At 68.8% G+C, this 26,654-nt stretch carries 27 protein-coding genes; 14 read left to right on the forward strand and 13 right to left on the reverse strand.

All coding sequences use genetic code 11. The annotated features are described in order from the left end of the window. Positions 1 to 73: 73 nt before the first annotated feature. The 4 genes from ACQPYS_RS13560 to ACQPYS_RS13575 are packed head-to-tail and all read right to left on the reverse strand — an operon-like array spanning position 74 to position 4,280. Entirely contained in the window at positions 74 to 1,510 is a 1,437-nt protein-coding gene (locus ACQPYS_RS13560) for a GuaB1 family IMP dehydrogenase-related protein (protein WP_063034486.1), read from the reverse strand. 49 nt (positions 1,511 to 1,559) lie between these two features. Further along, complete coding sequence (locus tag ACQPYS_RS13565) at positions 1,560 to 2,918, reverse strand: DEAD/DEAH box helicase (RefSeq protein ID WP_433492808.1); 1,359 nt, start codon at positions 2,916 to 2,918, stop codon at positions 1,560 to 1,562. Next, a complete protein-coding gene (locus ACQPYS_RS13570) occupies positions 2,911 to 3,849 on the reverse strand; it encodes a M56 family metallopeptidase (protein ID WP_063034323.1) in 939 nt (312 codons plus the stop codon). Before ACQPYS_RS13570 ends, ACQPYS_RS13565 begins: the two co-directional genes overlap by 8 nt. A 53-nt stretch (positions 3,850 to 3,902) precedes the next feature. Continuing rightward, entirely contained in the window at positions 3,903 to 4,280 is a 378-nt protein-coding gene (locus ACQPYS_RS13575) for a BlaI/MecI/CopY family transcriptional regulator (protein WP_030520519.1), read from the reverse strand. A gap of 268 nt (positions 4,281 to 4,548) precedes the next feature. On the opposite strand from ACQPYS_RS13575, the gene ACQPYS_RS13580 reads away from it, so the two are divergent. Both ACQPYS_RS13580 and ACQPYS_RS13585 read left to right on the forward strand, forming a co-directional pair. Then, complete coding sequence (locus ACQPYS_RS13580) at positions 4,549 to 5,256, forward strand: hypothetical protein (protein ID WP_063034324.1); 708 nt, start codon at positions 4,549 to 4,551, stop codon at positions 5,254 to 5,256. 219 nt (positions 5,257 to 5,475) lie between these two features. Continuing rightward, a complete protein-coding gene (locus ACQPYS_RS13585; RefSeq protein WP_063034488.1) occupies positions 5,476 to 5,889 on the forward strand; it encodes a PaaI family thioesterase in 414 nt (137 codons plus the stop codon). A 78-nt stretch (positions 5,890 to 5,967) separates the two neighbouring features. Here the strand turns inward: ACQPYS_RS13585 and ACQPYS_RS13590 are convergent, their stop codons facing one another. Then, positions 5,968 to 6,732, reverse strand: coding sequence for an SDR family oxidoreductase (locus ACQPYS_RS13590; protein WP_063034325.1), 765 nt, complete (start codon positions 6,730 to 6,732; stop codon positions 5,968 to 5,970). 192 nt (positions 6,733 to 6,924) lie between these two features. Here ACQPYS_RS13590 and ACQPYS_RS13595 point away from each other — a divergent pair, with 192 nt between their 5' ends. Next, the gene (locus ACQPYS_RS13595; RefSeq protein ID WP_431938315.1) at positions 6,925 to 8,556 is read left to right on the forward strand and encodes an ABC-F family ATP-binding cassette domain-containing protein; all 1,632 of its coding nucleotides are present in this window, start codon (positions 6,925 to 6,927) and stop codon (positions 8,554 to 8,556) included. 82 nt (positions 8,557 to 8,638) lie between these two features. Continuing rightward, positions 8,639 to 8,872: a helix-turn-helix domain-containing protein gene (locus tag ACQPYS_RS13600; protein ID WP_030520514.1), complete on the forward strand. Its 234-nt coding sequence runs from the start codon at positions 8,639 to 8,641 to the stop codon at positions 8,870 to 8,872. 86 nt (positions 8,873 to 8,958) lie between these two features. On the opposite strand, the gene ACQPYS_RS13605 is transcribed toward ACQPYS_RS13600, so the two are convergent. The 4 genes from ACQPYS_RS13605 to ACQPYS_RS13620 form a co-directional block, all read right to left on the reverse strand. Continuing rightward, positions 8,959 to 9,921 (reverse strand): MvdC/MvdD family ATP grasp protein, encoded by a 963-nt coding sequence (locus ACQPYS_RS13605; protein ID WP_063034327.1) that lies wholly within the window; start codon positions 9,919 to 9,921, stop codon positions 8,959 to 8,961. Positions 9,922 to 9,933: 12 nt separating this feature from the next. After that, positions 9,934 to 10,374, reverse strand: coding sequence for a hypothetical protein (locus ACQPYS_RS13610; RefSeq protein ID WP_063034328.1), 441 nt, complete (start codon positions 10,372 to 10,374; stop codon positions 9,934 to 9,936). Positions 10,375 to 10,577: 203 nt separating this feature from the next. Further along, entirely contained in the window at positions 10,578 to 10,994 is a 417-nt protein-coding gene (locus ACQPYS_RS13615) for an acyl-CoA thioesterase (protein WP_063034329.1), read from the reverse strand. A gap of 40 nt (positions 10,995 to 11,034) precedes the next feature. Continuing rightward, complete coding sequence (locus ACQPYS_RS13620; protein WP_433493041.1) at positions 11,035 to 11,457, reverse strand: cupin domain-containing protein; 423 nt, start codon at positions 11,455 to 11,457, stop codon at positions 11,035 to 11,037. Between the two features lie 145 nt (positions 11,458 to 11,602). Between ACQPYS_RS13620 and ACQPYS_RS13625 the strand changes: the two genes are divergently transcribed. Further along, positions 11,603 to 12,103, forward strand: a complete 501-nt coding sequence (locus ACQPYS_RS13625) for a MarR family winged helix-turn-helix transcriptional regulator (protein WP_063034331.1) — start codon at positions 11,603 to 11,605, stop codon at positions 12,101 to 12,103. A gap of 21 nt (positions 12,104 to 12,124) precedes the next feature. Here the strand turns inward: ACQPYS_RS13625 and ACQPYS_RS13630 are convergent, their stop codons facing one another. Further along, the gene (locus tag ACQPYS_RS13630; RefSeq protein WP_030520508.1) at positions 12,125 to 12,691 is read right to left on the reverse strand and encodes a TetR/AcrR family transcriptional regulator; all 567 of its coding nucleotides are present in this window, start codon (positions 12,689 to 12,691) and stop codon (positions 12,125 to 12,127) included. Between the two features lie 255 nt (positions 12,692 to 12,946). Next, a complete protein-coding gene (acnA, locus tag ACQPYS_RS13635; RefSeq protein WP_433492809.1) occupies positions 12,947 to 15,751 on the reverse strand; it encodes an aconitate hydratase AcnA in 2,805 nt (934 codons plus the stop codon). A gap of 347 nt (positions 15,752 to 16,098) precedes the next feature. On the opposite strand from acnA, the gene ACQPYS_RS13640 reads away from it, so the two are divergent. The 7 genes from ACQPYS_RS13640 (at position 16,099) to ACQPYS_RS13670 (ending at position 23,142) form a co-directional block, all read left to right on the forward strand. Next, positions 16,099 to 16,698: an Rv1476 family membrane protein gene (locus ACQPYS_RS13640; protein ID WP_433492810.1), complete on the forward strand. Its 600-nt coding sequence runs from the start codon at positions 16,099 to 16,101 to the stop codon at positions 16,696 to 16,698. A 328-nt stretch (positions 16,699 to 17,026) separates the two neighbouring features. After that, complete coding sequence (moxR1, locus tag ACQPYS_RS13645; RefSeq protein ID WP_433492811.1) at positions 17,027 to 18,187, forward strand: chaperone MoxR1; 1,161 nt, start codon at positions 17,027 to 17,029, stop codon at positions 18,185 to 18,187. Beyond that, positions 18,184 to 19,173, forward strand: a complete 990-nt coding sequence (locus ACQPYS_RS13650) for a DUF58 domain-containing protein (RefSeq protein ID WP_245664381.1) — start codon at positions 18,184 to 18,186, stop codon at positions 19,171 to 19,173. Before moxR1 ends, ACQPYS_RS13650 begins: the two co-directional genes overlap by 4 nt. After that, positions 19,170 to 20,171, forward strand: coding sequence for a VWA domain-containing protein (locus ACQPYS_RS13655; RefSeq protein WP_063034334.1), 1,002 nt, complete (start codon positions 19,170 to 19,172; stop codon positions 20,169 to 20,171). The genes ACQPYS_RS13650 and ACQPYS_RS13655 overlap by 4 nt, the downstream gene beginning before the upstream one ends. A 224-nt stretch (positions 20,172 to 20,395) precedes the next feature. Further along, complete coding sequence (gene fabG1, locus ACQPYS_RS13660) at positions 20,396 to 21,112, forward strand: 3-oxoacyl-ACP reductase FabG1 (protein WP_039825413.1); 717 nt, start codon at positions 20,396 to 20,398, stop codon at positions 21,110 to 21,112. Between the two features lie 113 nt (positions 21,113 to 21,225). Then, complete coding sequence (inhA, locus tag ACQPYS_RS13665) at positions 21,226 to 22,059, forward strand: NADH-dependent enoyl-ACP reductase InhA (protein WP_063034335.1); 834 nt, start codon at positions 21,226 to 21,228, stop codon at positions 22,057 to 22,059. 24 nt (positions 22,060 to 22,083) lie between these two features. Continuing rightward, the gene (locus ACQPYS_RS13670; RefSeq protein WP_433492812.1) at positions 22,084 to 23,142 is read left to right on the forward strand and encodes a ferrochelatase; all 1,059 of its coding nucleotides are present in this window, start codon (positions 22,084 to 22,086) and stop codon (positions 23,140 to 23,142) included. Positions 23,143 to 23,181: 39 nt separating this feature from the next. On the opposite strand, the gene ACQPYS_RS13675 is transcribed toward ACQPYS_RS13670, so the two are convergent. Continuing rightward, positions 23,182 to 23,967, reverse strand: a complete 786-nt coding sequence (locus ACQPYS_RS13675) for a GTP-binding protein (protein WP_433492813.1) — start codon at positions 23,965 to 23,967, stop codon at positions 23,182 to 23,184. A 106-nt stretch (positions 23,968 to 24,073) separates the two neighbouring features. Between ACQPYS_RS13675 and ACQPYS_RS13680 the strand changes: the two genes are divergently transcribed. After that, positions 24,074 to 24,529, forward strand: coding sequence for a Zn-ribbon domain-containing OB-fold protein (locus ACQPYS_RS13680; RefSeq protein ID WP_063034338.1), 456 nt, complete (start codon positions 24,074 to 24,076; stop codon positions 24,527 to 24,529). Then, a complete protein-coding gene (locus ACQPYS_RS13685) occupies positions 24,513 to 25,715 on the forward strand; it encodes a lipid-transfer protein (protein WP_063034339.1) in 1,203 nt (400 codons plus the stop codon). Before ACQPYS_RS13680 ends, ACQPYS_RS13685 begins: the two co-directional genes overlap by 17 nt. Positions 25,716 to 25,819: 104 nt before the next feature. Here ACQPYS_RS13685 and ACQPYS_RS13690 read toward each other — a convergent pair whose 3' ends face one another. After that, a complete protein-coding gene (locus tag ACQPYS_RS13690) occupies positions 25,820 to 26,635 on the reverse strand; it encodes a hypothetical protein (protein WP_063034340.1) in 816 nt (271 codons plus the stop codon). Positions 26,636 to 26,654: the final 19 nt, after the last annotated feature.

Consider the following 26,654-nt stretch of genomic DNA (forward strand, 5'->3'; position numbering starts at 1 on the left):
TTGTAATGCTACCGCGACCGTGCGCGCGGGCGCACGGTCGCGGGGGCGGCGACGCGCGCCGGTGTGGCCGGGGTCACCACCCGCCGGGCAGCGGGCGGCCTTCGGCGAACCCGGCGGTCGACTGCACCCCGACCACCGCGCGCTCCCGGAATTCGGCGAGATCGCGGGCACCGGCGTAGGTGCAGGCACTGCGCACTCCGGAGCAGATGTGGTCGATGAGGTCCTCGACGCCGGGACGTTCGGGATCGAGCAGCATCCGGGAACTGGAGATGCCCTCCTCGAATAGTGCCTTGCGGGCGCGGTCGTAGCCACGATCGGCGACGGTCCGCGCGGCGACCGCGCGTTTGGAGGCCATACCGAAGCTTTCCTTGTACGCCCTGCCGTCTCGATCGACCCGGAGGTCACCAGGCGATTCATAGGTGCCGGCGAACCACGAGCCGATCATGACGTTCGACGCACCCGCCGCGAGGGCCAGGGCGACATCGCGGGGATGGCGGACTCCACCGTCGGCCCATACGTGGGCGCCCAGATCGGCGGCCGCCGCCGCGCATTCGGCGACCGCGGAGAACTGCGGCCGGCCGACTCCGGTCATCATCCGGGTGGTGCACATGGCGCCGGGCCCGACACCGACCTTGACGATATCGGCACCGGCGGCGACGAGATCGCGGGTGCCCTCGGCCGACACCGTGTTCCCGGCGACCAGCGGCACACCGAGGTCGAGGTCGCGGATTGCGCTCAGGGTTTCCAGCATCTTCACCTGGTGTCCGTGCGCGGTGTCCACCACCAGGATGTCGGCGCCGGCGTCGACCAGCGCCTTGGCCTTGGCGGGCACATCCCCGTTGATCCCGACGGCGGCCGCGATCCGCAATCGGCCCTCGTCGTCGACGGCGGGGGTGTAGATGCCGTGCCGGACCGCGCCGGTGCGGGTGAGTACGCCGGCCAGCGTACCGTCCGGGGCGAGGAGTACGGCGGGCCCGGAATGCGCGGCCTCGAGCCGGTCGAAGATATAGGAGGCCTCGGCGGTCGCCGGCACGGTGACGAAATCGGTGGTGGCGACCTCATGCAGCCGAGCGAACCGATCGACATCGGCGCAGGCTTCCTCGGTGACGAGCCCGACCGGCCGGCCGTTGTCGACAACCACGACGGCGCCGTGCGCGCGCTTGTGGATCAGCGCCAGTGCATCGGAGACGGAGTGGTCGGAGGTGAGGGTGACCGGGGTATCGGCGATCAGCGAACGGCTCTTGACGAAGGCGATGGTTTCGGCGACGGCGCTGTTGGGCAGATCCTGCGGTAGCACCACGATGCCGCCGCGCCGGGCCACGGTCTCGGCCATGCGGCGGCCCGCGACCGCGGTCATATTGGCGACGACCAGCGGAATGGTGGTACCCGAGCCGTCGGCCGTCGCGAGATCGACGTCGAACCGGGACGCGATATCGGTGCGGTTCGGAACCAGGAAGACGTCGTTGTAGGTCAGGTCGTACGGCGGATGTTGTCCGGGGAGAAACTGCACTGCGCCCATGGTAATCGGGACGGCTCTCCGGCGTGGGGACCTGCCGAATTCACTTGGCCCGGCGGGGACGATGCGGCCGGCGGCTCGGTGCCGGTTTCGCGGCGCCGCCGCGGCCCCGGCCACTCTGCCCACGGAAGTGGCCGCGCGCGGCCACAGGTGGTACCTCGGGAGTCTTCGCCGCCTCGGGGCCCGGCGGGGTGCGCGCGCCGGTGAGCCGGCGGACCTCCCGGTCGCCCGGCCGCACGGTGTGTTCCACCACGGGGACCTCCGCAGCCCGCGTCAGCGCGGCCATCTCGGCCCGCTGGTCCGGGGTGACCACGGTGATCACCGTGCCGCTCGCACCGGCCCGGGCCGTCCGGCCGGCCCGGTGGACGTAGTCCTTGGCATCGGCGGGCGGGTCGGCGTGGACCACCAGTGAGACTGCGTCCACATGGATCCCGCGCGCGGCGATATCGGTGGCGACCAGGGCGGAGATACCGCCGTCGGCGAAGGCTGCCAGCGTCCGGATGCGCCGGTTCTGGGCCTTGCCGCCGTGCAGGGCCGCGACGCGGATGCCCTGGTCGCGCAACCGGCGGGTGAGCTTCTCGGCCCCGTACTGGGTACGGGCGAACAGCAGTGTGCGGCCGTCGCGGGCGGCGATCTCGGCGAGGACCGCCGGTTTGTCCGCCGGCTCGACGTAGAGGATGTGATGGGTCGCGGGGGCGGTTGCCGGCTCCGCGGCCACGGTGTGGGTGACGGGATCGCGCAGATACCTGCGGACCAGGTCCCGCACGGATTCGTCGTCCAGGGTCGCGGAGAACAGCAGCCGCTGGCCGTCGCCGGGTACCAGGTCGAGCAGCCGCCGCACCTGCGGCAGGAACCCGAAATCGGCCATATGGTCGGCTTCGTCGACCGTGGTGACCCGGACCGCGTCGAGTACGGCCGCGCCTTGATCGACCAGATCGGCCAGGCGGCCCGGGGTGGCGATCAGCAGGTCCACTCCGCGCTGGAGCTTCGCGGCCTGCCGGGATACGGGGATCCCGCCCACCGCGGTGCCGAGCCGCAGCCCCAGTGCGAACGGCTCCAGTGCCTGTTCGATCTGCAGGGCCAGTTCCCGGGTCGGGGCGAGGATCAGTCCGCGCGGGGCCCGCGCGATGGCCGGTGCCCCGGCGAGACGGGCGAGCATGGGCAGCCCGAAGGCCAGCGTTTTGCCGGACCCGGTCGGCGCCCGGCCGAGCACGTCTCGACCGGCCAGTGCGTCGGGGACGGCTGCCGCCTGGATGGGCAGGGGGTCGGTCAGACCCTCCCGGCGCAATGCCTGCACGGTGAGTACGGGCAGGCCCAGTTCGGTGAAGGGTGGGGGAGTGCGGGCGGCGCCCGCGCGCGGATGGGCCGGGCTGCCGGTCTCCGGCGAAAAGCGATCAGGCACGGAACAACCGGCTCAGCTCGACCAACCAGGGAATCGCGACGGCCAGGGTCGGCACCACCAGGATGGCGATCGAGGCGAGATAGGCGGCGCCGGCGAGCCGGAAATCGCCCAGCGGACCGGCCAGGCGCTGGATACGGATCAGCGTGCTCGGCCCGCCCACTGCGAGCGCGCCCTGCGGCGCGGTGGATTTCGAGCAGGCCACGAGGGCCCGGGCCAGCGGTTTCGGGCCGGTGACCTTGACCGCGGAATCGTCGGCGAGCAGTTCGATGAGCAATTTCACCGAATCCAGCGCGGATTTGCTGCGGACGAACCGCGGAAAGGCCTCGTGCGCGGCGGTGAACGCCTCGAGCACCAGGTCGTGGCGCGCCCGCAGATGCGACCGCTCATGGCTGAGGATGGCGGTGAGCTCCTGCTCGGCCAGTGTGTCGAGCGTGCCCGCGCTGACCACCACCCGCCGTCGCAGCCCCGGCAGGCAGTAGGCGATCGGCTCGGTGGACGACAGGACCCGGATATCGGCGGCACGCCGGAACGGGCCGCTCTGGTCGAGCAGATCGACCAGCATGCGGTGGTGGGCGCGGCGGCGCCGGGTATGCACACCTACCCGGATCGAGGCGTAGACGAGGCGGGCGCCGATCAGCAGCGTGAGCATGAACACCGACACATAGGCCAGCCACAGGGGCAGGCCCAGCGCGTCGATCTCATCGGTGGGTTTGGTGGTGGGGCGGCCGTCCGGCCCCGGGACCAGCAGTTCCGCGGCGATGGCGAGCCCGGAACTGAACGCGCTGAGCACAGCGGCCAGCGCGATCGCCTGCCAGAGCACGAGGGCGGCGCGCGGTACGCGGTAGGTCCAGGTCGCCCGGCTGAGTGATTCGGGGACGGGACCGGCGAGAAGCAAGGCAAGTACGGCGAAGGCCGGTGCTGCTGCGTTCATCGACTCTGCTCACTGCGTTGTGGGGCCAGGGTCCGAGGTCGCCTGCGGCGCGGCTATCTGTCCTCGGTTGCTTCGAGCTTAGCGAGTGCGTCCCGGAGGGCCGCGGCCTCGTCCTTGCCGACCTGCTCCACGAAGTGCACCAGGGCCGCGGCCCGGCTGCCGGCCTCGTCGGCCTGCTGCAGTGCATCCATCATGAGACCGGCCACCAGCTCGTCGCGGGTGTGTACCGGAGCGTACCGGTGGGCGCGGTCGTCGCGCCGCTGTACCACCAGATTCTTCTTCGCGAGACGCTGCAGCACGGTCATCACCGTGGTGTACGCGAGTTCGCGGCGCGCCGACAGGGCCTCGTGCACCTGCCGGACCGTTTGTGGTTCATCGGCCGACCACAGTTGGTCCATAACCGCTTTCTCGAGTTCACCAAGTCCAGCCATCTCTTGATTTTACGACGCCAACGACGCTGTGCCGTACTACAGGGTGTCGTAACCGCGTGGGAATTGTCATAGGCCGTCGAACACCGGAAATGCCGGTCTTGCGGTGGGCCGGGAAGGGTGCGCCCCGGCGGCTGCGGCGCACGCCGGGCGGGCCGGGGTGTCGCGGATCCGTTACGTCACTCCCGGAGGCAGTACTTGCTAGGTCTGGTAAGGCTAACCTATCTTTCGATCAGGTCGTAACCGCGACGCCGATCTCGAGGAGGTTCGAATGTCCGAACTCGCCACAGTGCGCATCCCCCGTCCGTACGAGGCGGCATTCGGGTCGGCATGTTCCCGGTTGCGGTCCCTGCAACCGGAGCATCCCCGCGTCTATGCCGCTGCGGCCATGGCCGAACAGGGAAAACGGCGCTGGTGGGCGCTGTCCACGGGTCTGCGCGAGGGTCGGATCGACCTGATGTACCGGCGGCACGCCGCGGAGATGATCAGTGCTACCGCCGCCTCGGAGGTGGTGGCGACCGCGCTCATCCATGCCGTGCTCGGCCGGGTCGCCGCGTTATGGGTCGCCGATGGCCGGGCTTGGGACCCCGGGCTGGAGAATGTGTGGATCCACACCGACAACGACGGCGGTATCGACTGGGCGGGCCTGACCGACATCACCATCCGGGTGGTGGCCGGCGACCCATTGGATGGCTCGCCCGGTGTGGTCTCCCTGCCGTGCGAGCGGGCGATGTGGGTGTGGCTCGCCTACCGCTGCGAACCTTCGCTGCTGCTGATCCAGGGGGCGCTGGCGCGGTGTGCGGGGCTGAGTCCCCGCCGGTTCTGGGCTCTGGTGGCCGAATCCGTTTCCGGGGCCACCACCTACGTTCCGGACCTGGCCCGCACCGACCCGGTGGCGGGTGCGCGCCGGGGGCAGGGTCTGCTGATGGCGCTGGAGGAGCGCGGTATGGCGATCCGGCGCGCCCAACGTATTGCTTAGTTAGGCAAGCCTGTCCTATAGTTGTAGGCGGCGTACGGATCGCGCGAGCGTCCCGAGGGCTGCGGTGACCCCCGATCCAATGCCTGCGGCGGATTCCACCTCCGAGGTGGGGTCCGCCGCTCTCTTTTCCGTCGCCGACCACCGGCCCGAGCTCCCCGCCGCGGACCAGCATGCGATCGTGGAGCCATGACCGAACAACAGACCCGCACCCTGATGTCGATGGCCGATCTCAGTGCCGAACAACTCAATGAGGTCAGCAAGGGGACTTTCGCGGATCTGATAGGCCTGCACGTCACCGAGTTGGGGCCCGATCGTGTTCGTGGTGAATGGACCGTCACGCCCCAGTTGCACCAGCCGGCCGGTATCCAGAACGGCGGGGTCCTGTGCACCGTGGTGGAGACCTTGGCCAGCACCGGCGGCGCCGTCTGGTACGGGGAGCGCGGCGTAGTGGTCGGGGTCAACAACAACACCGATTTTTTGCGTGCCGTGCGCGATGGGAAACTGACCGCCGAGGCCACCCCGCTGCACCGCGGCGGCCTGCAGCAGCTGTGGCAGGTGGTGGTCACCGACGCGGACGGGCGGCCGGTCGCGCGCGGTCAGGTCCGATTGCAGAATCTGCCCCATCGCTCCTGAGCGTCGGCCTGCCGAAGACCCGGCGGAACTCCGAGGGCCGGGGCGGTACTCGCACTGCCCCGGCCCTCGTCGATCAATTCAGATACCGCCGGTCGACAGCAGCCCGCCGTCGACCCGCACCGTCTCGCCGGTGATCCACGCCGCCTGATCGGAAGCCAGGAACGCGATCAGCCGCGCCACGTCCTCCGGCGAACCGAGCCGCTTCATCGGGTACACCTGCGCGGAGGCTTCCTCGTCCGCCGAGTACAGTGCGTCGGCGAAACTGGTCTTCACCACGCCGGGCGCCACTGCGTTGACCCGGATCTTCGGGCCGAGCTGCCAGGCCAGTTCGTCGGTGAGCCGGATCAACGCGGCCTTGGAGGCGCCGTAGGCTGCGATGACACCGGTGGAACGGATACCGGCCACGCTGGCCACATTCACCACGGCGCCGCCGTGCTCGCCCATCCACGCCTTGTACGCCTGCTGGATGTAGCCGAGCGCGGCCACTACGTTCACATCGAAGATCTTGCGCACCGCGTCCAGATCGGCTTCCATCAGCGCGCCGTACACCGGGTTGATCCCGGTGTTGTTGATCAGGATGTCCAGCGAACCGAACTCCGCGACCGCGCGCTGCACCGCGGTGGCCCGTGCCTCGTCGTCGCCGGAGTTACCGGCCAGGGCGGCGACCTCGCCCTGGTGTCCCAGTGCCCGTAGTTCGGCGGCCGCCTTCTCCAGTGGTTCGGCCTTGCGTGCGGTGATCAGCACATTCGCGCCCCGGCTCAGCAGCTCGGCGGCCACCGCGTAGCCGATACCGCGGCTGGCTCCGGAGACCAGCGCGCTCTTGCCCAACAGATCGGTGCTCATATCCGGGCACGTTACCGTGCCCGCCGGTGACCCCTGCGGGCACGGATCACCCCGGCCGCCGGAGACGGGGCAGTGGCGCGGTCCGGGTAAAATCGGTGGTTCCGTGTCCGGAGACATCCGATGATCGGTGGATGGGCCCACTGTCGGGCGCCCCGGGCCGCGTCCCCAACCCGTGCTTCCTAGGAGATATCTGTGATCACCGCGACCGACCTCGAGGTCCGGGCCGGCGTCCGTACCCTGCTGTCCGCGCCCGGACCGGCGCTGCGGGTACAGGCCGGCGACCGGATCGGCCTGGTCGGGCGGAACGGCGCCGGTAAGACCACAACGTTGCGCATCCTCGCCGGAGAAGGCGAACCGTACGCCGGGACCATCATGCGATCCAGCGATATCGGTTACCTCCCGCAGGATCCGCGCGAGGGAAATCTGGACGTCCTGGCCCGCGACCGGGTGCTCTCGGCGCGCGGACTGGACGCGCTGATCCGCGATATGGAGAAGCAGCAGGCGCTGATGGCCGAACTGGCCGACGAAGCCGAACGCGAACGTGCCGTCCGGAAATACGGCCGCTTGGAGGACCGTTTCTCCGCGCTCGGCGGTTATGTGGCCGAGAGCGAGGCCGCGCGGATCTGCAACAGTCTCGGCCTGCCGGACCGGGTGCTGGACCAGGCGCTGCGTACGCTGTCCGGCGGTCAGCGGCGGCGAATCGAACTGGCGCGCATCCTGTTCGCCGCGTCCGACGGTAGTGGCGGCCGCTCCGACACCACCCTGCTGCTCGACGAGCCCACCAACCACCTCGACGCCGATTCCATCACCTGGTTGCGCGGATTCCTGCAGAACCACGACGGTGGCCTGATCGTGATCAGCCACGATGTCGACCTGCTCGCCGACGTGGTCAACAAGGTGTGGTTCCTGGACGCGGTACGCGGCGAGGCCGACGTGTACAACATGAGCTGGCAGAAATACCTCGATGCCCGCGCGACCGACGAGCAGCGCCGCCGCCGCGAGCGGGCCAATGCCGAGAAGAAGGCGTCGGCGCTGCGTGCCCAGGCCGCGAAACTCGGCGCCAAGGCCACCAAAGCCGTTGCCGCGCAGAACATGGCCAAACGCGCCGATCGGCTGATGGCCGAACTGGACGAGGTCCGGGTGGCCGACAAGGTCGCCCGGATCAAGTTCCCCGAACCGGCCGCCTGCGGGAAGACACCGCTCATGGCGGAGAACCTCACCAAGGTCTACGGCTCGCTGGAGATCTTCACCGGCGTGGATCTGGCCATCGACCGCGGCAGCCGCGTGGTGGTGCTCGGCCTCAACGGCGCGGGCAAGACCACGCTGCTGCGGCTGCTGGCCGGCGCCGAGGAACCCACCGCCGGGGGACTCGTGCCTGGTCACGGCCTCAAGGTGGGCTACTTCGCGCAGGAACACGACACCCTCGACGATACGGCCACGGTCTGGGAGAACATCCGGCACGCGGCGCCGGACGCGGGCGAACAGGAGCTACGCGGCCTGCTCGGCGCCTTCATGTTCACCGGGCCGCAGCTGGAGCAGCCTGCCGGGACGCTGTCGGGTGGTGAGAAGACCCGGCTCGCGCTGGCCGGCCTGGTCTCCTCGGCGGCCAATGTGCTGCTGCTCGACGAGCCCACCAACAACCTGGACCCCGTCTCGCGCGAACAGGTGCTCGACGCACTGCGCACCTATGCGGGCGCGGTGGTGCTGGTGACCCACGATCCGGGCGCCGCCGAGGCCCTGAATCCGGAGCGGGTGATCTTGCTGCCGGACGGCACCGAGGACCACTGGTCGGCCGAGTATCTGGAATTGATTCAGCTCGCGTGAGTTTCATCACAAGAACTCATTGCCGGATGGTCGCGGAGTGCTTAGCCTGAGAGTGACGCTGCTCGGCGACTCGGAGGAAGCCATGGGCGACAGGCCGGTACAGAGCAAGAGCACATTGGGCAAGGGCACCCGGGTCACGGGTAAGTCACGGGATCGCCTGCAAACCCAGTTGAAGAAGCAATACGAGGCGGGGGCGAGTATCCGGTCGCTGGCACGTGCGACCGGCCGCTCCTACGGGTTCATCCACAATGTGCTGACGGAGTCGCATGTCCAGCTCCGCAGCCGCGGCGGTGCAAACCGCCGTAAATCCCGCTAGCCGCACCGTATCCACAGGCGGCCACTCACCGCCGGGACGAGGCGCCCGGCGGTGAGTGGCCGCCTGTGGATCATCGGTCGCGTCACTCACCAGCCGGATACGGCCCCGTCTCCGTACACCAGAAGATTGGCGAGACTGGTGAAGATCGGCAGTCCGGTCTTGATCTCGAGATAGGCGAACTGGCCCTGCGGGTTGACTTCGAGGAAGTAGTACTCGCCGTCGAGGCCCACCCGCAGATCCAGGACACCGAAACTCAGCCCCAGCGTGCCCATCAGCGTCGCCAGCGATTTGCTGACAGCGGCCGGTAGCAGGGTGGGGATGAAATCGACCGAGGTGTCCAGCCGGGAGTCGACGCGCCCGGCGCCGGCCCGGGAATCGATACGCACCGCCCACTCCTGCCCGTCCACCCACACCACCCGCAGATCGCATTCCGGATCGATATAGCGCTGGAAGGTGGTGGGCGCCCAGCGGATACTGTCGAGCCGGTCCAGATCCGCGGCCCCGACCAGCCGGGTTTCGGAGAATTCGGCGCGGGAGGTGCCGGTACGTTTGAAAACCACGCGGTCGGCACAGGTTTCGATGAACTCGCGGGCCTCGTCCGGATTGTTGGTGACCAGTGTGTCCGGGACCGCGCAGCCGGCCCGCCGCGCGGTGTCGAGTTGTACGATCTTGCGATGGGCGATCCGGTCGTTGCCCGGATCGTTGATCCACTGGGCGCCCAGCGACCACAGCAGACCCTGGACGAAAGCATCGCATTCGGCCTGGCGGTAGGCATTGTCGTCGGCGCGGACCCCGGCCGGTACCGAACTCGGATGCGGGCGCCGCCACCAGACCGAACCGACCTCGTCCAGACCGGCCAGCCCCGCCAGCGACCGTTCGACCCCGGCCGCCGCGAGCCGGAAACTACCCGGCTCGCGCGGGAAATCACGCAGATCCAAACGGAGCGGCGTCATCGCGTGTTGTTCGCACAGCGTCGCCACCATCGCGGCGGCGTGCAGATCGTCGGATTCGGAGACGATGAGGACCCCGCGGGCCTCCAGGGTGCTCATCGTGCCCGCCGTTCAGTCGAAGCTGTCGCTGTGGACGCCGTCGTCGCTGGTGTTGCGCGACCTGGTCTGGGCGCACGTGAATGTCGCGGGGAGTTCGGGTGTGCCCGCGAGGTCGAGTCGCCGCGCCCAGGATTCGGTGAGTCGGCGCAACTGCCTGTCCCCGAACGCCTCGGACGGCGGCGCCGCCAGGGTCATCGGCCGCTCCGCCACCTCGATACGCAGACGGCGCGTGAAATCGGCCGTGACGCCGGCCCGGACGTCCACGTGCACCCGCCGGCCGGTGACCTGTTCGTCGGCGCGTCGGATGGCCAGTACATCGCCGCGACAGAAGGTCCACATCCCGTCTGCCACCCGGACTCGGATCTCCCGGTCGGATTCGCCGACCAGGACACCCGTGAGGGTGACAACCGCACCACGTTCGGGGGGCTCGAGGAGACGGAGGGCATCGGTCATCTGGGTTCTCCGATCTTGCCGGCGGTGTGCCACGACCCGAGCGCGTCCGGATCATAACGCTGCGCGGCGGCCCCGGACGTCGATATCGCCGGATTTCCGCTGTTCGGATACCGAATCTTGGTTCCGTAGATTGTCCTGCGTCGGAAGCCGTCCGGTAGGTGTGCGGACCGGGCGCCAGGGGCTGTTGGCACGGCCGCCGGCGGTCAGAGTCCGAGCATGTCCGGATGCGTGGCCAGCTCGCGGAATCGGCCGGGCGGATCGGCGACCAACCGGCGAGCGTCCAGATCGAGCAGGCCGCCGACCACCGATACCTCGGCCGAGAGGGTGCCGTCGGTGCGGATCATTTCCTGCCGGATGCGATAGGTCTTCCCGCTGCCCCATTCGAATGCGCAGGTGACCCGGAATTCGTCCCCGCCGCGCAGCTCCCGCCGGTATTTGATGGTGCTCTCCAGAACCACCGGCCCCACCCGGGCCGCGGCCAGTTTGTCCGCCTGCAGGCCCGCGGCGAGCAGGAACTCCCAGCGGGCGTGCTCGGCGTACTGCAGGTAGACCGCCTGGTTGACATGGCCTTGGACATCGAGTTCGTAGCCGCGGACGGTTAGGGGGACGGAGAAGGTCATAGCGGTGCGAACCCGCCGGGGGGGTGGGGTTGTTCCCGGTTCAGCGCCGCTGGGCGTTGCGTTCCTGCCACCAGCGGGGCGCCTCGACGAAGTGGTTGTCGTATTCCTCCTGGGACGCGGCGAGTTCGTCCAGGGTGGCCTCGCCGCGCGCGATGCGTTCGAGCAGCCGGAAGTAACCGAACCGCTGGACGCCGGGCATGAGAGCGATCAGGATGCGCGCCCCGCTGTCGGGGGTGGCGCCGAAGGCGTGGACGGTCGTCTTCGGAACGACGGCCACGCCGCCTGCGCCGACGGTGAGGATCCGGTCCCCGGTCATCAGCTGTAGTTCGCCGTCGGCTACGTAGAAGAGCTCGTCGGACCGGGTGTGGAAGTGCGGTGCCGCGCCGTCGGCGCCGCGGTCCATGGTGATCTCCAAGGTGCTCACCGCGCCGTGCGCCTCTTCGGCATCGATGAGCAGGCGCATGGTGACCGATTCGGTGCGCAGTGTCTCGGCATCGCCGGGCTGCCGGATCGCGGCGCGGTTCGGGGTGGCGGGCATGGTCGCTCCTTGTAGTTCGCTGCCATATAGTTCGGTGGCTAACTATATGGCAGCGAATAGAATTTTGTCCATGACCGAACCCGATGCGATCGATGCGATCGAACGACAGTGGCGGCGGGAACGCCCCGACCTCGATCTGGCGGCGATGGTGGTGTTCGGCCGCCTCGGGCGGCTCGCCGTGGTCGCCGAGCGCGCGATCGAGAGGGTTTTCTTCGCCCACGGTCTGCGGCGCGGCGAATTCGACGTCCTGGCGGCACTGCGGCGGTCCGGTGCGCCCTTCGAACTCAACCCGTCCGCGCTGGCCGACACCCTGATGCTGTCGCGGGCGGGCATGACAGGCCGCCTCGACCGGCTGGAGTCGGCGGGTTACGTACGGCGGATCGCGGACGCGGAGGACCGCCGCGCGGTCCGCGTCGCACTCACGGACGCGGGCCGGGAACTGATCGATGCGGTGGTCACCGAGCACACCGCGAACGAGACGCGGATGCTGGCGACGCTGACCGCGGCCGAACGCGGGGAACTGGACCGGATCGCGGGCAAACTGCTCACCGCACTGGAGTCCGGGGATTGAGCGGAGCGCGGCACCGCGCGCTCAGGGGCGGCGGCGTACCGAGGCCTCGACCAGATCCAGTACGGCGGTGAGGTTTTCGTTGGTGTGGCCCGAGGCGATCCGGGCGATGAGTCCATCCAGGACCAGATCGAGATAGCCCAGCAGGACATCGGTGGGCACATCATCGCGCAGGGCGCCGGCCGCCTTACGCCGCTCCAGGCGGGCCAGGGTGGCCGCGGTCAGCTCCGCCGAGCGCTGGGTCCAGCCGGCGCGGAATTCCGGGTCGGTCCGCAGCCGCCGGGCGATCTCGAGCCGGGTGCCCAGCCAGTTGTACTCCTGCGGGTCGGCGAGCATATCCCGCATCACCTGCACCAGACCCTGATTGGCCGCCACCTCGGCCATCCGCTCGGCGTCCTCCTGGGCGAGGGCGAAGAAGAGCGCGTCCTTGTCCCGGAAATGATGGAAGATGGCGCCGCGGGACAGGCCGATGGCGTCTTCCAGGCGCCGGACAGTGGCGCCGTCGTACCCGAACTCGGCGAAGCAGCGGCGGGCGCCGTCGAGTATCTGTGAACGCCGGGCAGCCAGATGATCGTCGCTGACCTTGGGCATCGTGCTCCTTCAACGGATATACGAACCCCGCGCGGCGGATTCACCGCGCGGGGCCATCAGACTACGAGCGAACGAACGAGTGACGTGCCGACGCCCTCGCACCCTGCCGGGAGCGAGTACTACGAGCCGCGCCCGTCCCTTCGTCGCGGACCCGGAGGGCGTGCGCCTCGGGCGCGCGTCTCGGGTTCGCAACGACGAGAACCTCGTGGGCGCGAACACGCGCCGCCGGAGGCGGCGCCTTCCAACACCGCGTGATCAGGACCTGATCATGTTCCGCAGGACATACTGCAGAATGCCGCCGTTGCGGTAGTAATCGGCTTCACCGGGGGTGTCGATCCGGACCACCGCGTCGAACTCGATCTTCGAGCCGTCCTCCTTGGTCGCGGTGACGTGCACGGTGGACGGCGTGGTGCCCGCGTTGAGCTCCTCGATGCCCGCGATATCGAAGACCTCGGTACCGGTGAGACCCAACGACTTCGCCGATTCGCCTTCGGGGAACTGCAGCGGGATCACGCCCATGCCGATCAGGTTCGAGCGGTGGATGCGCTCGAACGATTCCACGATCACGGCGCGCACACCCAGCAGGCGGGTGCCCTTGGCGGCCCAGTCGCGGGAGGAGCCGGAACCGTACTCCTTACCGCCCAGCACGACCAGCGGGATACCGGCCTTCTGGTAGTTCTGCGAGGCGTCGTAGATGAACGCCTGCGGCGCGCCCTCCTGGGTGAAGTCGCGGGTGTAACCGCCCGAGACGTCGTCGAGGAGCTGATTGCGCAGCCGGATGTTGGCGAAGGTGCCGCGGATCATCACCTCGTGGTTACCGCGCCGCGAGCCCAGGGAGTTGTAGTCCTTGCGCGCCACACCGTGCGAGTCGAGGTAATCGGCGGCCGGGGTGCCCGGCTTGATGGCGCCGGCCGGGGAGATGTGGTCGGTGGTCACCGAATCGCCCAGCAGGGCGAGCACTCTCGCGCCCTTGATATCGGTGACCGGCTCCGGCTCCGTGCCCATACCGTCGAAGTAGGGCGCTTTGCGGACGTAGGTGGAGTCGTCGCTCCACTCGAAGGTGTTGCCCTCCGGGGTGGGCAGGCTGCGCCACCGCTCGTCGCCCTTGAAGACGTCGGCGTAGGACTTGGTGAACATCTCCTGGTTGATCGCCGACTTGATGGTGTCGTCGATCTCCTGGGCCGAGGGCCAGATGTCCTTCAGGAACACCGGGTTGCCCTGCTGATCCTCGCCCAGCGGATCGTGTTCGAAATCGAAGTCCATAGTGCCCGCGAGCGCGTAGGCGATGACCAGCGGCGGCGAGGCCAGGTAGTTCATCTTCACATCGGGGGAGATACGGCCCTCGAAGTTGCGGTTACCCGACAGCACCGCGGTGACGGTGAGGTCGTTGTCGTTGATCGCCTGGGAGATCTCCTCCGGCAGCGGACCGGTGTTGCCGATGCAGGTGGTGCAGCCGTAACCGCCCAGGTAGAAGCCCAGCTTCTCCAGGTAGGGCCACAGACCGGCCTTCTCGTAGTAGTCGGTGACGACCTGCGAACCGGGGGCCATGTTTGTCTTGACCCACGGCTTGCTGGACAGGCCCTTCTCGACCGCGTTACGGGCCAGCAGGGCCGCGCCGATCATGACCGACGGGTTCGAGGTGTTGGTGCAGGAGGTGATACCCGCGACCGCGACCGCGCCGTGATCGAGAATGAACTCGCCGCGCTCCTCGGAGACGACCTTGATCGGCTTGGACGGCCGGCCGTCGGCATTGTTCGCCGCGGACTGCACATTGACCGCGCCGTCGTCGGCGAAGGACAGGGTGGCCGGATCGGAGGCCGGGAAGGTCTCCTCCACCGCCTCGTCCAGCTTCGAATGCGGCGTCGGGTGCTGGTCCTCCACGTAGTTGTGGATGTCCTTGCGGAAGGCGATCTTGGACTCGCTGAGCAGGATGCGGTCCTGCGGGCGCTTCGGGCCGGCGATGGAGGGCACCACTGTGCCCAGATCGAGCTCCAGGTACTCGGAGTAGGCGGGCTCCGAGGCCGGGTCGTGCCACATGCCCTGTTCCTTGGCATAGGCCTCGACGAGCGCCAGCTGCTCCTCGCTGCGGCCGGTGAGGCGCAGGTAGTTGATGGTTTCCTCGTCGATCGGGAAGATCGCCGCGGTGGAGCCGAACTCGGGGCTCATATTGCCCAGGGTGGCCCGGTTGGCCAGCGGCACCTCGGCCACGCCCTGGCCGTAGAACTCGACGAACTTGCCGACCACGCCGTGCTTGCGCAGCATATCGGTGACGGTGAGCACGACGTCGGTGGCGGTGACGCCGGGCTGGATCTCGCCGGTGAGCTTGAAGCCGACCACCCGCGGGATCAGCATGGAGACCGGCTGGCCCAGCATCGCGGCCTCGGCCTCGATACCGCCGACACCCCAGCCCAGTACGCCCAGACCGTTGACCATGGTGGTGTGCGAGTCGGTACCGACGCAGGTGTCGGGGTAGGCCTGGCCGTTGCGGACCATGACGGTGCGGGCCAGGTATTCGATATTGACCTGGTGCACGATACCGGTGCCCGGGGGGACGACCTTGAAGTCGTCGAACGCGCCCTGGCCCCAGCGCAGGAACTGGTAGCGCTCGCCGTTGCGCTCGTACTCGAGTTCGACATTGCGCTCGAAGGCGTCGGCGCGGCCGAAGACGTCGAGGATGACCGAGTGGTCGATGACCATTTCGGCGGGGGAGAGCGGATTGACCTTCTCCGGGTCGCCGCCGAGGGCCGCGACCGCCTCGCGCATGGTGGCGAGGTCGACCACGCAGGGCACGCCGGTGAAGTCCTGCATCACCACGCGGGCCGGGGTGAACTGGATCTCGATACTGGGCTGGGCATTGGGATCCCAGTCCGCCAGCGCGCGGATATGGTCGGCGGTGATGTTCGCGCCGTCCTCGGTGCGCAGCAGGTTCTCGGCGAGAACTTTCAGTGCGTACGGGAGTTTCTCGGTGCCGGGTACGGCCGAGAGCCGGAAGATCTCGTAGGAGTTGCTTCCGACCTCGAGGTTGCCCTTGGCGCCGAAAGTATCGATACTTTTCGTCACGTCAGCTCCACTTGTCGGGTGTGCGGACGCCGTCGGCGGGGCTGTGCCGGCGGCGGTACGTCTCTGGCATGAGGCGCCGGCCCGGGAAGGCCGGTTCCCCGCGGTTCCCAACCCTAACAGTACGCTTGTCCTATGAAAATCGCGGGGCGGTATGTTCGGGGCGGCCGCGCGGCACACCCGCCGTTGGGCGTGCCGGGTGTCGGGTAACCGCACACGCGTCGCGTAATCTGCTCTCGAGCTGGTCCGAGTTAGCCGGGCGGTACCCAGGGGTACCCCGGTTGTTCGTGCCAGTAGCGGATTCCCCGTCGCGTCGTCGGACGATGCGGCTCGACCAGACCGGATGGAAGATGACCGTCACCCACACCTCGGCCTTCTCCCTCAAGGCCGCCAAACTGCCGGACGGGTTCGATTCGAAGACCCTCGAAGAGCTTCGGGCCGATCTCGCCGACAACGGAGTGGCCACGCCGGAGGGCGACGATCAGAGCGAACTGGCCGCCATCGTGGCCGATGCGCGGGCGCACGGCATCGATCTCAGTATCGTGGTGCTCGACGGTAATCCGGGGCACGACTCCGAACTGCGCGATCTGGCCACCGAGGTGGCCGGATTCCAGCATGGCACCGTCGCCGTCTTCAGTGACGACTGGATCGGCACCACCAGCGATTCGATCAGCCGGGTCCGGTTGGAGTGGGCCGAGGACAAAGCCAAGTTCACCGGCGGAAAGAGCGAACAAGCCGCCCAGACCCTGGTGCACCGTCTGGAGCAGACACCGACGGTGAACTGGACCGAGATCACGATCGTGCTCCTGGCCGGGCTGGTGCTGGCGGTGGGCGGTCTGTACTGGATCAAGGCCCGCCGGGCCGCCGGGTCACCGCCGCCCGCGGCGGCCGCGCCGGGCCGGCGCACCGAGCCGACCGAAGACCCGGAACTGGAACCGGCCGCACGATAGCCGCGGCCGGTTCCCCGCTCTCGTCCGGTCGCCTCCGCCCCGCCGCGGATCACAGCCGCCGGCCGCCCGTGCGATGACAGCGGGCGTGCCCCGGGTTGCGCCGGACAGGTTTCGGCCACGGCTATGACGGGCACCATGCCGTATCGGTACGTATGGTCGAACGGGAGTGGGTGACAGTGCCCGCCGCAGCACCGGAAGCCCTGTCGGCCCACCGGGAAATCGTCCGCGAACGACGGCGAATTTCCCGACAGTGGAGCCGGTTGCGGCATCCGCGGCCATCACCTGGAATAGTTGTGACAGCACGCACAGGACCAAGGCGAAAGCGGGGATGTTGGTGACTTCGACGGACGGTGTCAGCGGGGCAGATTTGGCGAAACAACCGCCGACGCCTGCTTCGAGCACCCTCGAGCGTGACGTCCAGACCCTCGAGAAGGCGATCTACGAGGTCAAGCGGGTCATCGTCGGGCAGGACCGGCTGGTCGAGCGGTTGCTCGTCGGGGTGCTCGCCAAGGGCCACGTTCTGCTCGAGGGCGTGCCCGGTATCGCCAAGACGCTCGCGGTCGAGACCTTCGCAAAAGTGGTCGGCGGGTCGTTCTCCCGCGTCCAGTTCACCCCCGACCTGGTCCCGACCGACCTCGTGGGTACCCGGATCTACCGGCAGGGCCGCGAGGAGTTCGATACCGAACTCGGCCCCGTGGTCGCGAACTTCGTCCTGGCCGACGAGATCAACCGCGCCCCGGCCAAGGTGCAGTCCGCGCTGCTCGAGGTGATGGCCGAGCGGCACGTGTCCATCGGCGGCAAGACCTACCCGATGCCCGATCCGTTCCTGGTGATGGCCACCCAGAATCCGATCGAGAGCGAGGGCGTGTACCCGCTGCCGGAAGCGCAGCGCGACCGCTTCCTGTTCAAGGTCGTCGTCGACTACCCCTCGGTCGAGGAGGAGCGCGAGATCATCTACCGGATGGGTGTGACCCCGCCGGAGCCGAACCGCATCCTCGAGCCGGCCGAACTCATCCGTCTCCAGAAACTGGCCGCGAACACCTTCGTGCACCACGCGCTGGTCGACTACGTCGTCCGGGTCATCTCCGCGACCCGTGTCCCGGCCGAATTCGGCATGCACGATGTGGCGAACTGGGTGGCCTACGGCGCCTCGCCGCGTGCCAGCCTCGGCATCATCGCCGCCGCCCGCGCCGTGGCGCTGATCCGGGGCCGCGACTACGTGGTCCCGCAGGACGTCATCGAGGTCGTACCCGACGTGCTGCGGCACCGGTTGGTCCTGTCCTACGACGCGCTCGCCGACGAGATCAGCCCGGAGGACGTGATCCAGCGGGTCCTGCAGACCGTCGGGCTTCCCCAGGTCGCGCCGCAGGCCGTGGCGCCGGGCGGCGCCCCGCCCGTCGCGGAGAACGGCAACCGGCCGCCCGCGCCGCCGCAGCAGTCCCCGGCGCCGCAGGTGCCGCAAACCGCCGGCACGAACCAGCCCCAGTGACGCGGCCGCCGGACCCCCGCGCCCGCGAGACCGTGCCCGACCCCCACGCCCCGCCGTCGTTCCGTTCGGGTGAGCTGACCGATCCGCATCTGACGGCCGCCCTGAAAACCCTGGAGCTCACCGTGCGCCGGCGCCTGGACGGCGTGCTGCACGGTGATCACCTCGGTCTCATCCCCGGCCCCGGTTCGGAGCCGGGGGAAGCGCGGGCCTACCAGCCCGGCGACGACGTCCGGCAGATGGACTGGTCGGTGACCGCGCGGACGACCCACCCGCACGTCCGGCAGATGATCGCGGACCGGGAGCTGGAGACCTGGATGGTGGTCGATCTGTCCGCCAGCCTGGACTTCGGTACCGGCGCCTGCCAGAAACGCGATCTGGCGGTGGCCGCCGCGGCCGCGGTGACCCATCTCACGATGGGCGGTGGGAACCGGATCGGCGCCGTGGTGGCGACCGGTGAGCAGATGCAGCGGATCCCCGCGCGCAGCGGCCGGGTCCACGCGCAGTCGCTGTTGCGCAGTATCGCCACCACCCCGCATCCGCGCGACGGAGTACGTGGTGACCTGCGCGGTGCCATCGAATCGTTGCGCCGACCGCAGCGCAAACGCGGCCTGGCGGTCGTGATCAGTGATTTCCTCGGAGATATCGACTGGCAGCGGTCGCTGCGGGCCATCTCCGCGCGCCACGATCTGCTGGCGGTGGAGGTCCTCGATCCGCGCGATACCGAGCTACCGGACCTGGGTGACGTGGTGCTGCACGATCCGGAGACCGGGCGGACGCGCGAGTTCACCGTCACCCCACAATTGCGCGCCGATTACGCGGCCGCCGCACAGCGGCACCGGGACGAGGTCGAGCAGACCCTGCGTAGTTGCGGCGCCCCGGTGCTCACCCTGCAGACCGACCGGGACTGGATCGCCGATGTGGTCCGGTTCGTCTCCACCCGGCGCCACAGCCTCGGCGCCTCGACCCCGCGGGTGCCACGCCAGTGAGTATTTCGAATTTCGCCGCACCGATCTGGCTCGGTTTTCTTGCTGTCGTTCTCCTGCTCGCACTCGGCTATCTGCTGGTGCAGCGCAGCAAGCATCGCCGGATGCTGCGGTTCAGCAATATGGAGCAGCTGGAGAAAGTCGCTCCCAACCGGCCCAGTTTCTGGCGCCACCTGCCGATCGTGCTGGTCATCGTCGGGATGGTGTTCGCCACCATCGGCGCGGCCGGTCCGACCGCCGAGAAGAAGGTGCCCCGTAACCGGGCGACCGTCGTGCTGGTCATGGATGTCTCGCTGTCCATGGAGGCCACCGATGTCTCGCCGAACCGGCTGCAGGTCGCGCAGGAGGCGGCCAAGAACTTCGCCGACGGTCTCACCCCGGGGATCAACCTGGGACTGGTGACCTACGCCGGCACCGCGTCGGTGCTCGTCTCGCCGACCACGGACCGGGGATCGGTGAAGGCCGCCATCGACAACATCAAACTCGCCGAGCGGACCGCCACCGGTGAGGGAATCTTCACCGCCCTGCAGTCCATCGAGACCCTCGCCTCGGTCCTGGGCGGTTCCGAGACCCCGCCGCCGGCCCGCATCGTATTGATGTCCGACGGTAAGCAGACTGTGCCCGATTTCGAGGATGTGGACAATCCGCGGCACGAATTCGTCGCCGCGCGGCTGGCGAAGACGAAGAAGATCCCGGTCTCGACGATCTCGTTCGGTACCAAATGGGGTGTGGTCGAGATCCCACGCGAGGACGGTGGCACGGACCAGGTGGATGTGCCGGTGGACGACGACGCGATGCAGGAGATCGCGCGACTGTCCGGCGGTGAGTTCTATACCGCCTCGAGCCTGCAGGAACTGTCCAGTGTCTACGACACCCTGGAGGAGCAGATCGGCTACGAGGTCACCCGGGGCGACGCCAGCCGGCCGTGGTGGCTGCTCGGCCTGCTTACCACGGTGGCCGGAGTGGTGGCGGCACTGGTGCTACGTCAGCGGCTGCCCTGACCGCTTCGTGGGAAGCGTTGGTGCCGTGTGGTTCCCGCCGGGTCCGCCGGACGGGTTCGGGGTCACCGACGCGTCCGGGAACAAGTCGAGTTCGCACTGCGGGCCGGGTCCCACCCGGCCCGCAGTGTTGTGTCCGCGTTGTCCGACCTGCACAAGTTCCAGGGGGAAATCTCGGTGGACGTCCCATGAGAGCATCACCGAGGCAGCCAGGTAGGTTTGTCCCCATGTCGAACTTCACAGCACGCTCGGTCCTGGTGACCGGCGGTAACCGCGGAATCGGGCTCGCGGTGGCGCAGCGTCTGCACGCCGACGGCCACAAGGTGGCCGTCACCCATCGCGGTTCGGGCGCCCCCGAGGGTTTGCTCGGAGTGAAATGCGATGTCACCGACAGTGATTCGGTGGACCGGGCGTTCGCCGAGGTGGAGGCCGCGCAGGGGCCGGTGGAGGTGCTGGTCGCCAATGCCGGGATCACCGATGACACGCTCCTCATGCGGATGAGCGAAGAACAGTTCACCAAGGTGGTGGACGCCAACCTGGCCGGCGCCTTCCGGTGCGCCAAGCGGGCCAACCGTGCGATGCTGCGCGCGCGGTGGGGCCGGATGATCTTCCTCGGCTCGGTGGTCGGGTTCTCCGGTCAGGCCGGGCAGATCAACTACGCGGCCTCCAAGGCCGGTGTCGTCGGCCTGGCTCGTTCCATCACCCGCGAGCTCGGCTCCCGGTCGATCACCGCCAATGTCGTCGCGCCCGGGTTCATCGAGACCGATATGACCAAGGACCTGCCCGAGGATATGCGGGATATGGCGAAGAAGTTCATTCCGCTCCAGCGACTCGGCGCTCCCGAGGACGTCGCGGCGGTGGTCAGCTTCCTCGCCTCCGAGGATTCCGCCTACGTCTCGGGCGCGGTGATTCCGGTCGACGGCGGTATGGGTATGGGGCACTGACGCCCCGCGCTGCTTCAGAACAGATCGAAAGCCGCGCCGAGGCCGGGCACCGGTTCGGCACCCCGGCCGGGCGCGGCGGGACACGACACCACATTCAGGAGAATCGACAACTCATGGGCGGATTGCTCGAAGGCAAGACGATCCTCGTCACCGGCATCATCACCGATGCCTCCATCGCGTTCCACGCGGCGGCCATCGCGCAGAAGGAAGGGGCCAAGGTGATCATCACCGGCCTCACCGAGCGGTTGCGGCTGATCGACCGGATCGCCAAGCGGCTGCCGGAGGAGGTGCCGCCGGCCATCGGTCTCGACGTCACCAACGACGAGGACCTGCGCAAACTGCCCGACGAGATCCGCCGCCTCGCGCCCGAGGGAATCGATGGGGTGCTGCACTCGATCGCTTTCGCCCCGAAGACCCTCATGGGCCCCGACGCGCTGCCGTTCCTGGACGCCCCGAGTGCGGACGCGGCGAAATCGTTCGAGATCTCGGCCTGGAGCTACGCCGCGCTGGCCCGCGCAGTGCTGCCGGTGATGAACGAGCGCGGCTCGATCGTCGGGATGGATTTCGACCCCCGCACCGCTATGCCGTACTACAACTGGATGGGTGTGGCCAAGGCCGCGCTGGAATCGGTGAACCGGTATGTGGCACGCGAGGTCGGTTACGCGAAGAAGATCCGGTCCAACCTCATCGCGGCCGGCCCGGTCAAGACGCTGGCCGCCAAGGCGATCGCCGGCACCGCGACCGACGACGCGAAGCAGCTGAAGCAACTCGACACCTACTGGGACGGCGCCTCGCCGATCGGCTGGGACGGTGGCGCCGAAGTGGTCGGTAGATCGATCGTGGCGCTGCTGTCGGACTGGCTGCCCGCGACGACCGGATCGATCATCTACGTCGACGGTGGCGCCAGCCACAACACCTGGTTCCCCGAGAACATGCCGCAGGACTGACGAATCGGCCGGAGAGGAGATACCGTGGCCCGCGCGGCCGACGCACTGCTGCTGCTGTCCTTCGGAGGTCCGGAAGGCCCCGACGACGTGATGCCGTTCCTGGAGAACGTAACCCGCGGTCGCGGTGTCCCTCCGGAACGGCTCGCCGAGGTCGCGAAACACTATCTGCACTTCGGTGGGGTGTCGCCGATCAACGCCCTCAACCGCGACATCATCGCCGCGGTGGAACGGGAACTGGCCGCCACCGGGCCGCGGCTACCGGTGTACTTCGGTAACCGCAACTGGCATCCGATGGTGGAGGACACGCTGGCGCGGATGACCGCGGACGGCGTCCGGTCGGCGCTGGTGTTCCCCACTTCCGCCTGGGGCGGATACTCCGGCTGCCGGCAGTACGACGAGGACATCGTCCGGGCCCGCGCCGCGGTGGGCCCGGACGCCCCGGCACTGGTGAAACTGCGCCAGTACTTCGATCACCCGCTCCTCGTGGCCGCCTTTGCCGACGCCGTACGCGCGGCGCGGGAGACGCTGCCCGCCGAGCATCGGGCGGTCGCCCGGTTGGTCTTCACCGCGCATTCGGTGCCGGTGAGTGCCGATATCGCGGCCGGGCCGCCGGCCGAGGGCGGGCGCCTCTACAGCCGCCAGGTCGCCGAGGCCGCCCGGTTATGCGCCGCCGCAGCGGGTTTCGACGATTACGACGTGGTCTGGCAATCGCGTTCGGGTCCGCCGCATATCCCGTGGCTGGAGCCGGATATCGTCGATCATCTGGAAACGCTGGCGGACAAGGGCTTCGAGTCGGTGATCGTCTGCCCGGTCGGTTTCGTCTCCGACCATCTCGAGGTGATCTGGGACCTGGACAACGAGGCGGCCGGGAAAGCCGGCGAGCTCGGTCTGTCCTTCGCGCGGGCCGCCACACCCGGCACCGATCCACGGTTCGCCGAAATGGTGGTGGAGTTGATCGGCGAGCACGTCCGCGATGTCACGCCGCGCAGGCTGGGCACGGTGCCGGGCTACGGGTGCACGACCGATGGCGCACCCTGCGCGATCGGCTGCTGCACGCCGCCGCGCCGCCCCGCGGGCCGGTGAACCCGCCGACGCCGTCGAGCGCCGGGAGGTACGGACCCCTCAATAGTCGAGAGCGTGCTCCGGTTGGCAGACGAGCATGGGTGACGGCAGATAGCGGATAATGGCGTCCAGGAGTGCGGCGTCATCGCCGCCGTGCCGTGCCGCGTCGCACAGCACCGGGACGGCCTCACCGATGCGCGTGACCGAGCGGATCCGGTCATGCAACTGTTCGGGCGGGATCTTTCGTGGTCCACGACCGTCCTCCGGAGCCTCGCCGTCCTGACCCGTCGCCGCGGTCACCAGGTCGCGGTACCACTGCTCGGCGAGTTGCCAACGGCTGCCGTAGAATTCGGCGGCCATCGGTTCGAGAGCCCACATCGGGACGAGATCGATGACACCGGCGAATCCGGGCCCGGCGCCGAGCGGGAAGTGCAGCGTCAGCGGCCGTGCACCCCGCGTGTCGGCGATCGCGCGGACGCATCGGTCGAAGTCGGCGGCGGGATGATCGAGTCCCGTCACCAGGCACAGCCGCGCCACCTGATGGTCGTCGGCGACCCGCAGAGTCGTCTCGAATCGCGCGGCGCGCGCCGTCGCGGCGTTCAGGACCACGACCGCGCCATCGGCCACCCGGATGGCTCGTTCCAGGTCCGCGATGGGCGCGTGGCTCGACAACTCGGCGACGCGGATCATGTGTTCGCCGCGGCCGGGGACGTGATGAACCACGGTGGCCGCGGGGGTCCCCCCGTGATCGCGAAGCAGTCGCCGGACCACCCGCGTCGTCTCGGCGGGCTCTCCGACGATCGTGACGTTTCGGATCGACTGCGGGTCGACGGCTCTGGTACCCATCGTGGTTCACGGTACCGCCGCCGATACGCCGGCGGAGGCGATTTCCGCCCAGAAAATGAAACGTGTTCTGGTTCAAAAATAGAACGTGTTCCTATAGTGTCGGGTTGTGCAGAAGGAACAACGCCCGGCGGTACCGGACTGGTTCACCGCGGACGACGGCACGCCACGTCTGGTGGGAAGTCGCTGCGAGATTTGCGGCACACCGTATTTTCCACGGAACACACTGGCCTGCCGCAACCCGCAGTGCGCGAGTCCGAAGGACGGCTCGGAACTGTCCGAATACCTCTTCTCCACGCGGGGCCGGATCTGGTCCTACGCGGATGCCCGGTACAAGCCGCCCCCGCCGTATGTCTCATCCGACCCATTCGAGCCCTACGTCGTCGCGGCGGTGGAGCTCGAGGTCGAGCAGATGGTGATTCTCGGGCAGGTCGTGCGCGGCCTCACCGTGGACGACCTGGCCGTCGGAATGCCGGTGGAGCTCACCCTCGGTGTGCTGTACACGGACGAGGAAGCCGATCACACGGTATGGATGTGGAGGCCAGTCGATGACCGACAGGAATGACCGCGATATCGCCGTTCTCGGTGCCGGTATGCACCAGTGGGGCAAATGGGGCCGCAATTTCGTCGAGTACGGGCTGGTCGCGGCCCGCGCGGCACTGGCGGACGCCGGGGTGGACCACCGCGATGTCGGCTATATCGCCGGCGCCGACACGATCCGTAACGGCTACCCCGGTTTCGTGTCCGGGGCGACATTCGCCCAGGCGCTGGGCTGGTCGGGCGCGCGGATCTCGAGCAGCTACGCCGCCTGTGCCTCCGGTGCGCAGGCCATCGCCAACGCTCGTGCCCAAATCCTGGCCGGGCTGACCGATGTGGCGCTGGTGGTCGGTGCGGACGCGGCTCCCAAGGGCTTCTTCCAGCCGGTCGGCGGCGAACGCCGCGACGATCCGGACTGGTTGCGTTTCCACCTGCTCGGCGCCACCAACCCCATCTACTTCGCGCTCTACGCCCGCCGCCGGATGGCGCTGCACGGTGCCACGCTCGACGACTTCGCCGCGGTGAAGGTGAAGAACGCGAAACACGGACTGAACAACCCGTACGCCCGATATCGCAAAGAGGTCTCGGCCGCAGAGGTCGCGGCGTCGGCCATCGTCTCCGACCCGCTGCGCCTACTCGACATCTGCGCGACCAGCGACGGTGGCGCGGCACTGGTCCTGACGTCGATGGAGTACGCGCGCCGGCACGGGATCGGTGATCCGGTCCGTATCCGGGCACTGTCGACGGTTACGCCCACCTTCCCGAAAACCGTCCTCGACCTGCCCGATTTCGCGACGGACTCGGCCGTGGCCGTCGAGCCCCCGCCGCATACGTTCCGGTCCGCCATCGCGTACGCCGCGTACGAGGAGGCCGGCCTCGGGCCCGCCGACCTGTCCTTCGCGGAGGTCTACGATCTCTCCACCGCGCTGGAGCTGGACTGGTACGAGGATATCGGGCTCTGCGAACCGGGTGGCGCCGAGGAACTGCTGCGCAGCGGCGCCACGACACTGGGTGGACGCGTGCCGGTGAATCCGAGTGGCGGGCTGGCCTGCTTCGGTGAGGCCATCCCCGCACAGGCGATCGCCCAGGTCTGCGAGCTCACCTGGCAGCTGCGCGGGCAGGCCGACGGCCGCCAGGTGGCGAACGCCCGCGCGGGTATCGCGGTGAATCAGGGCCTGTTCGGTCACGGGTCGGCGCTCATCGCCTCCCGCTGAACCTCGACTCCGGCGGTCGGGGCGTGCGCGCCCCGACCGCACCGCGACAGGTACCGATGTGGCCGTACTGCTCGAACGATCCCGGTGGGGCTCCCGCCCCGGGATCAGCGCGATTGCGGCGCGGCGGTGTGCACCGCGACGAGGCGGGCCGCGCGGATGGCGTCCCACAGCGGCCGCAGCAGGGTCTCGTGCGCGGTGGCGGCGCTGGCCGAGGTCGGCGCGGAAGCCGGCTCACGCTGGGCCACGGTCAGGATGGCCGCCACATGGTCGGCCGAATCCAGGATCCGTTTGGCGCGCAACGGGACACATTCGGGATAGGTGTGCCGCGAATAGTCGGCGAGTTCGGCCTCGATGAGTTCGCGTGGGTCGGCGTCGCCGGCGCCGAGGCCGGTGGTGTGCAGGCGCATCAGCGCGTCCGCCGCGTCCCGGACGGCCTCGCGCATCGCGTATTCGGCCTCGCCCAGTGAAATATCGGGTCCGGCGCCGCGCGGCATCGGCACGCTGTAGACGGTCCACTGCAGGGTGTTCTCGTCCACCGGGCAGGGGATGAGGCCGGTGCCCTCGGCGCCCGGGACGCCCAGCAGGATGCCCTCCCCGGTTTCCACCGCGTCGGCGGCGAACGCGGTCCCGGTCGGCAGGCCGCGGACATCGCCGGGCACCGGCAGCACCAGTCGCAGCTCCGCGCCCGCGACGGCCAGCTCCTCGCGAATCAGCTTGAGTAGCGGCATGACTCCGGTGCCGTTCGGGTTCCCGTGCGCGGACCACGGCAGGTCGGTGCGCCCGCCGGTGACCGGGTCCCCGGCCGCGAGCGTATGCCGCGGCGCCCACGCGTGCAGCGCCTCGAGTACGTCGTCGGGCGCGCTGCGACCCGCGAGCCACGATCCGGCCCACAGCGTGAGGGTGGCACTGGGAGAGCACATAATCATCGAGCATAAAGGG

Origin of the sequence: Nocardia grenadensis (assembly GCF_050942415.1) — a bacterium.
Classification (GTDB): Bacteria; Actinomycetota; Actinomycetes; order Mycobacteriales; family Mycobacteriaceae; genus Nocardia; species Nocardia grenadensis.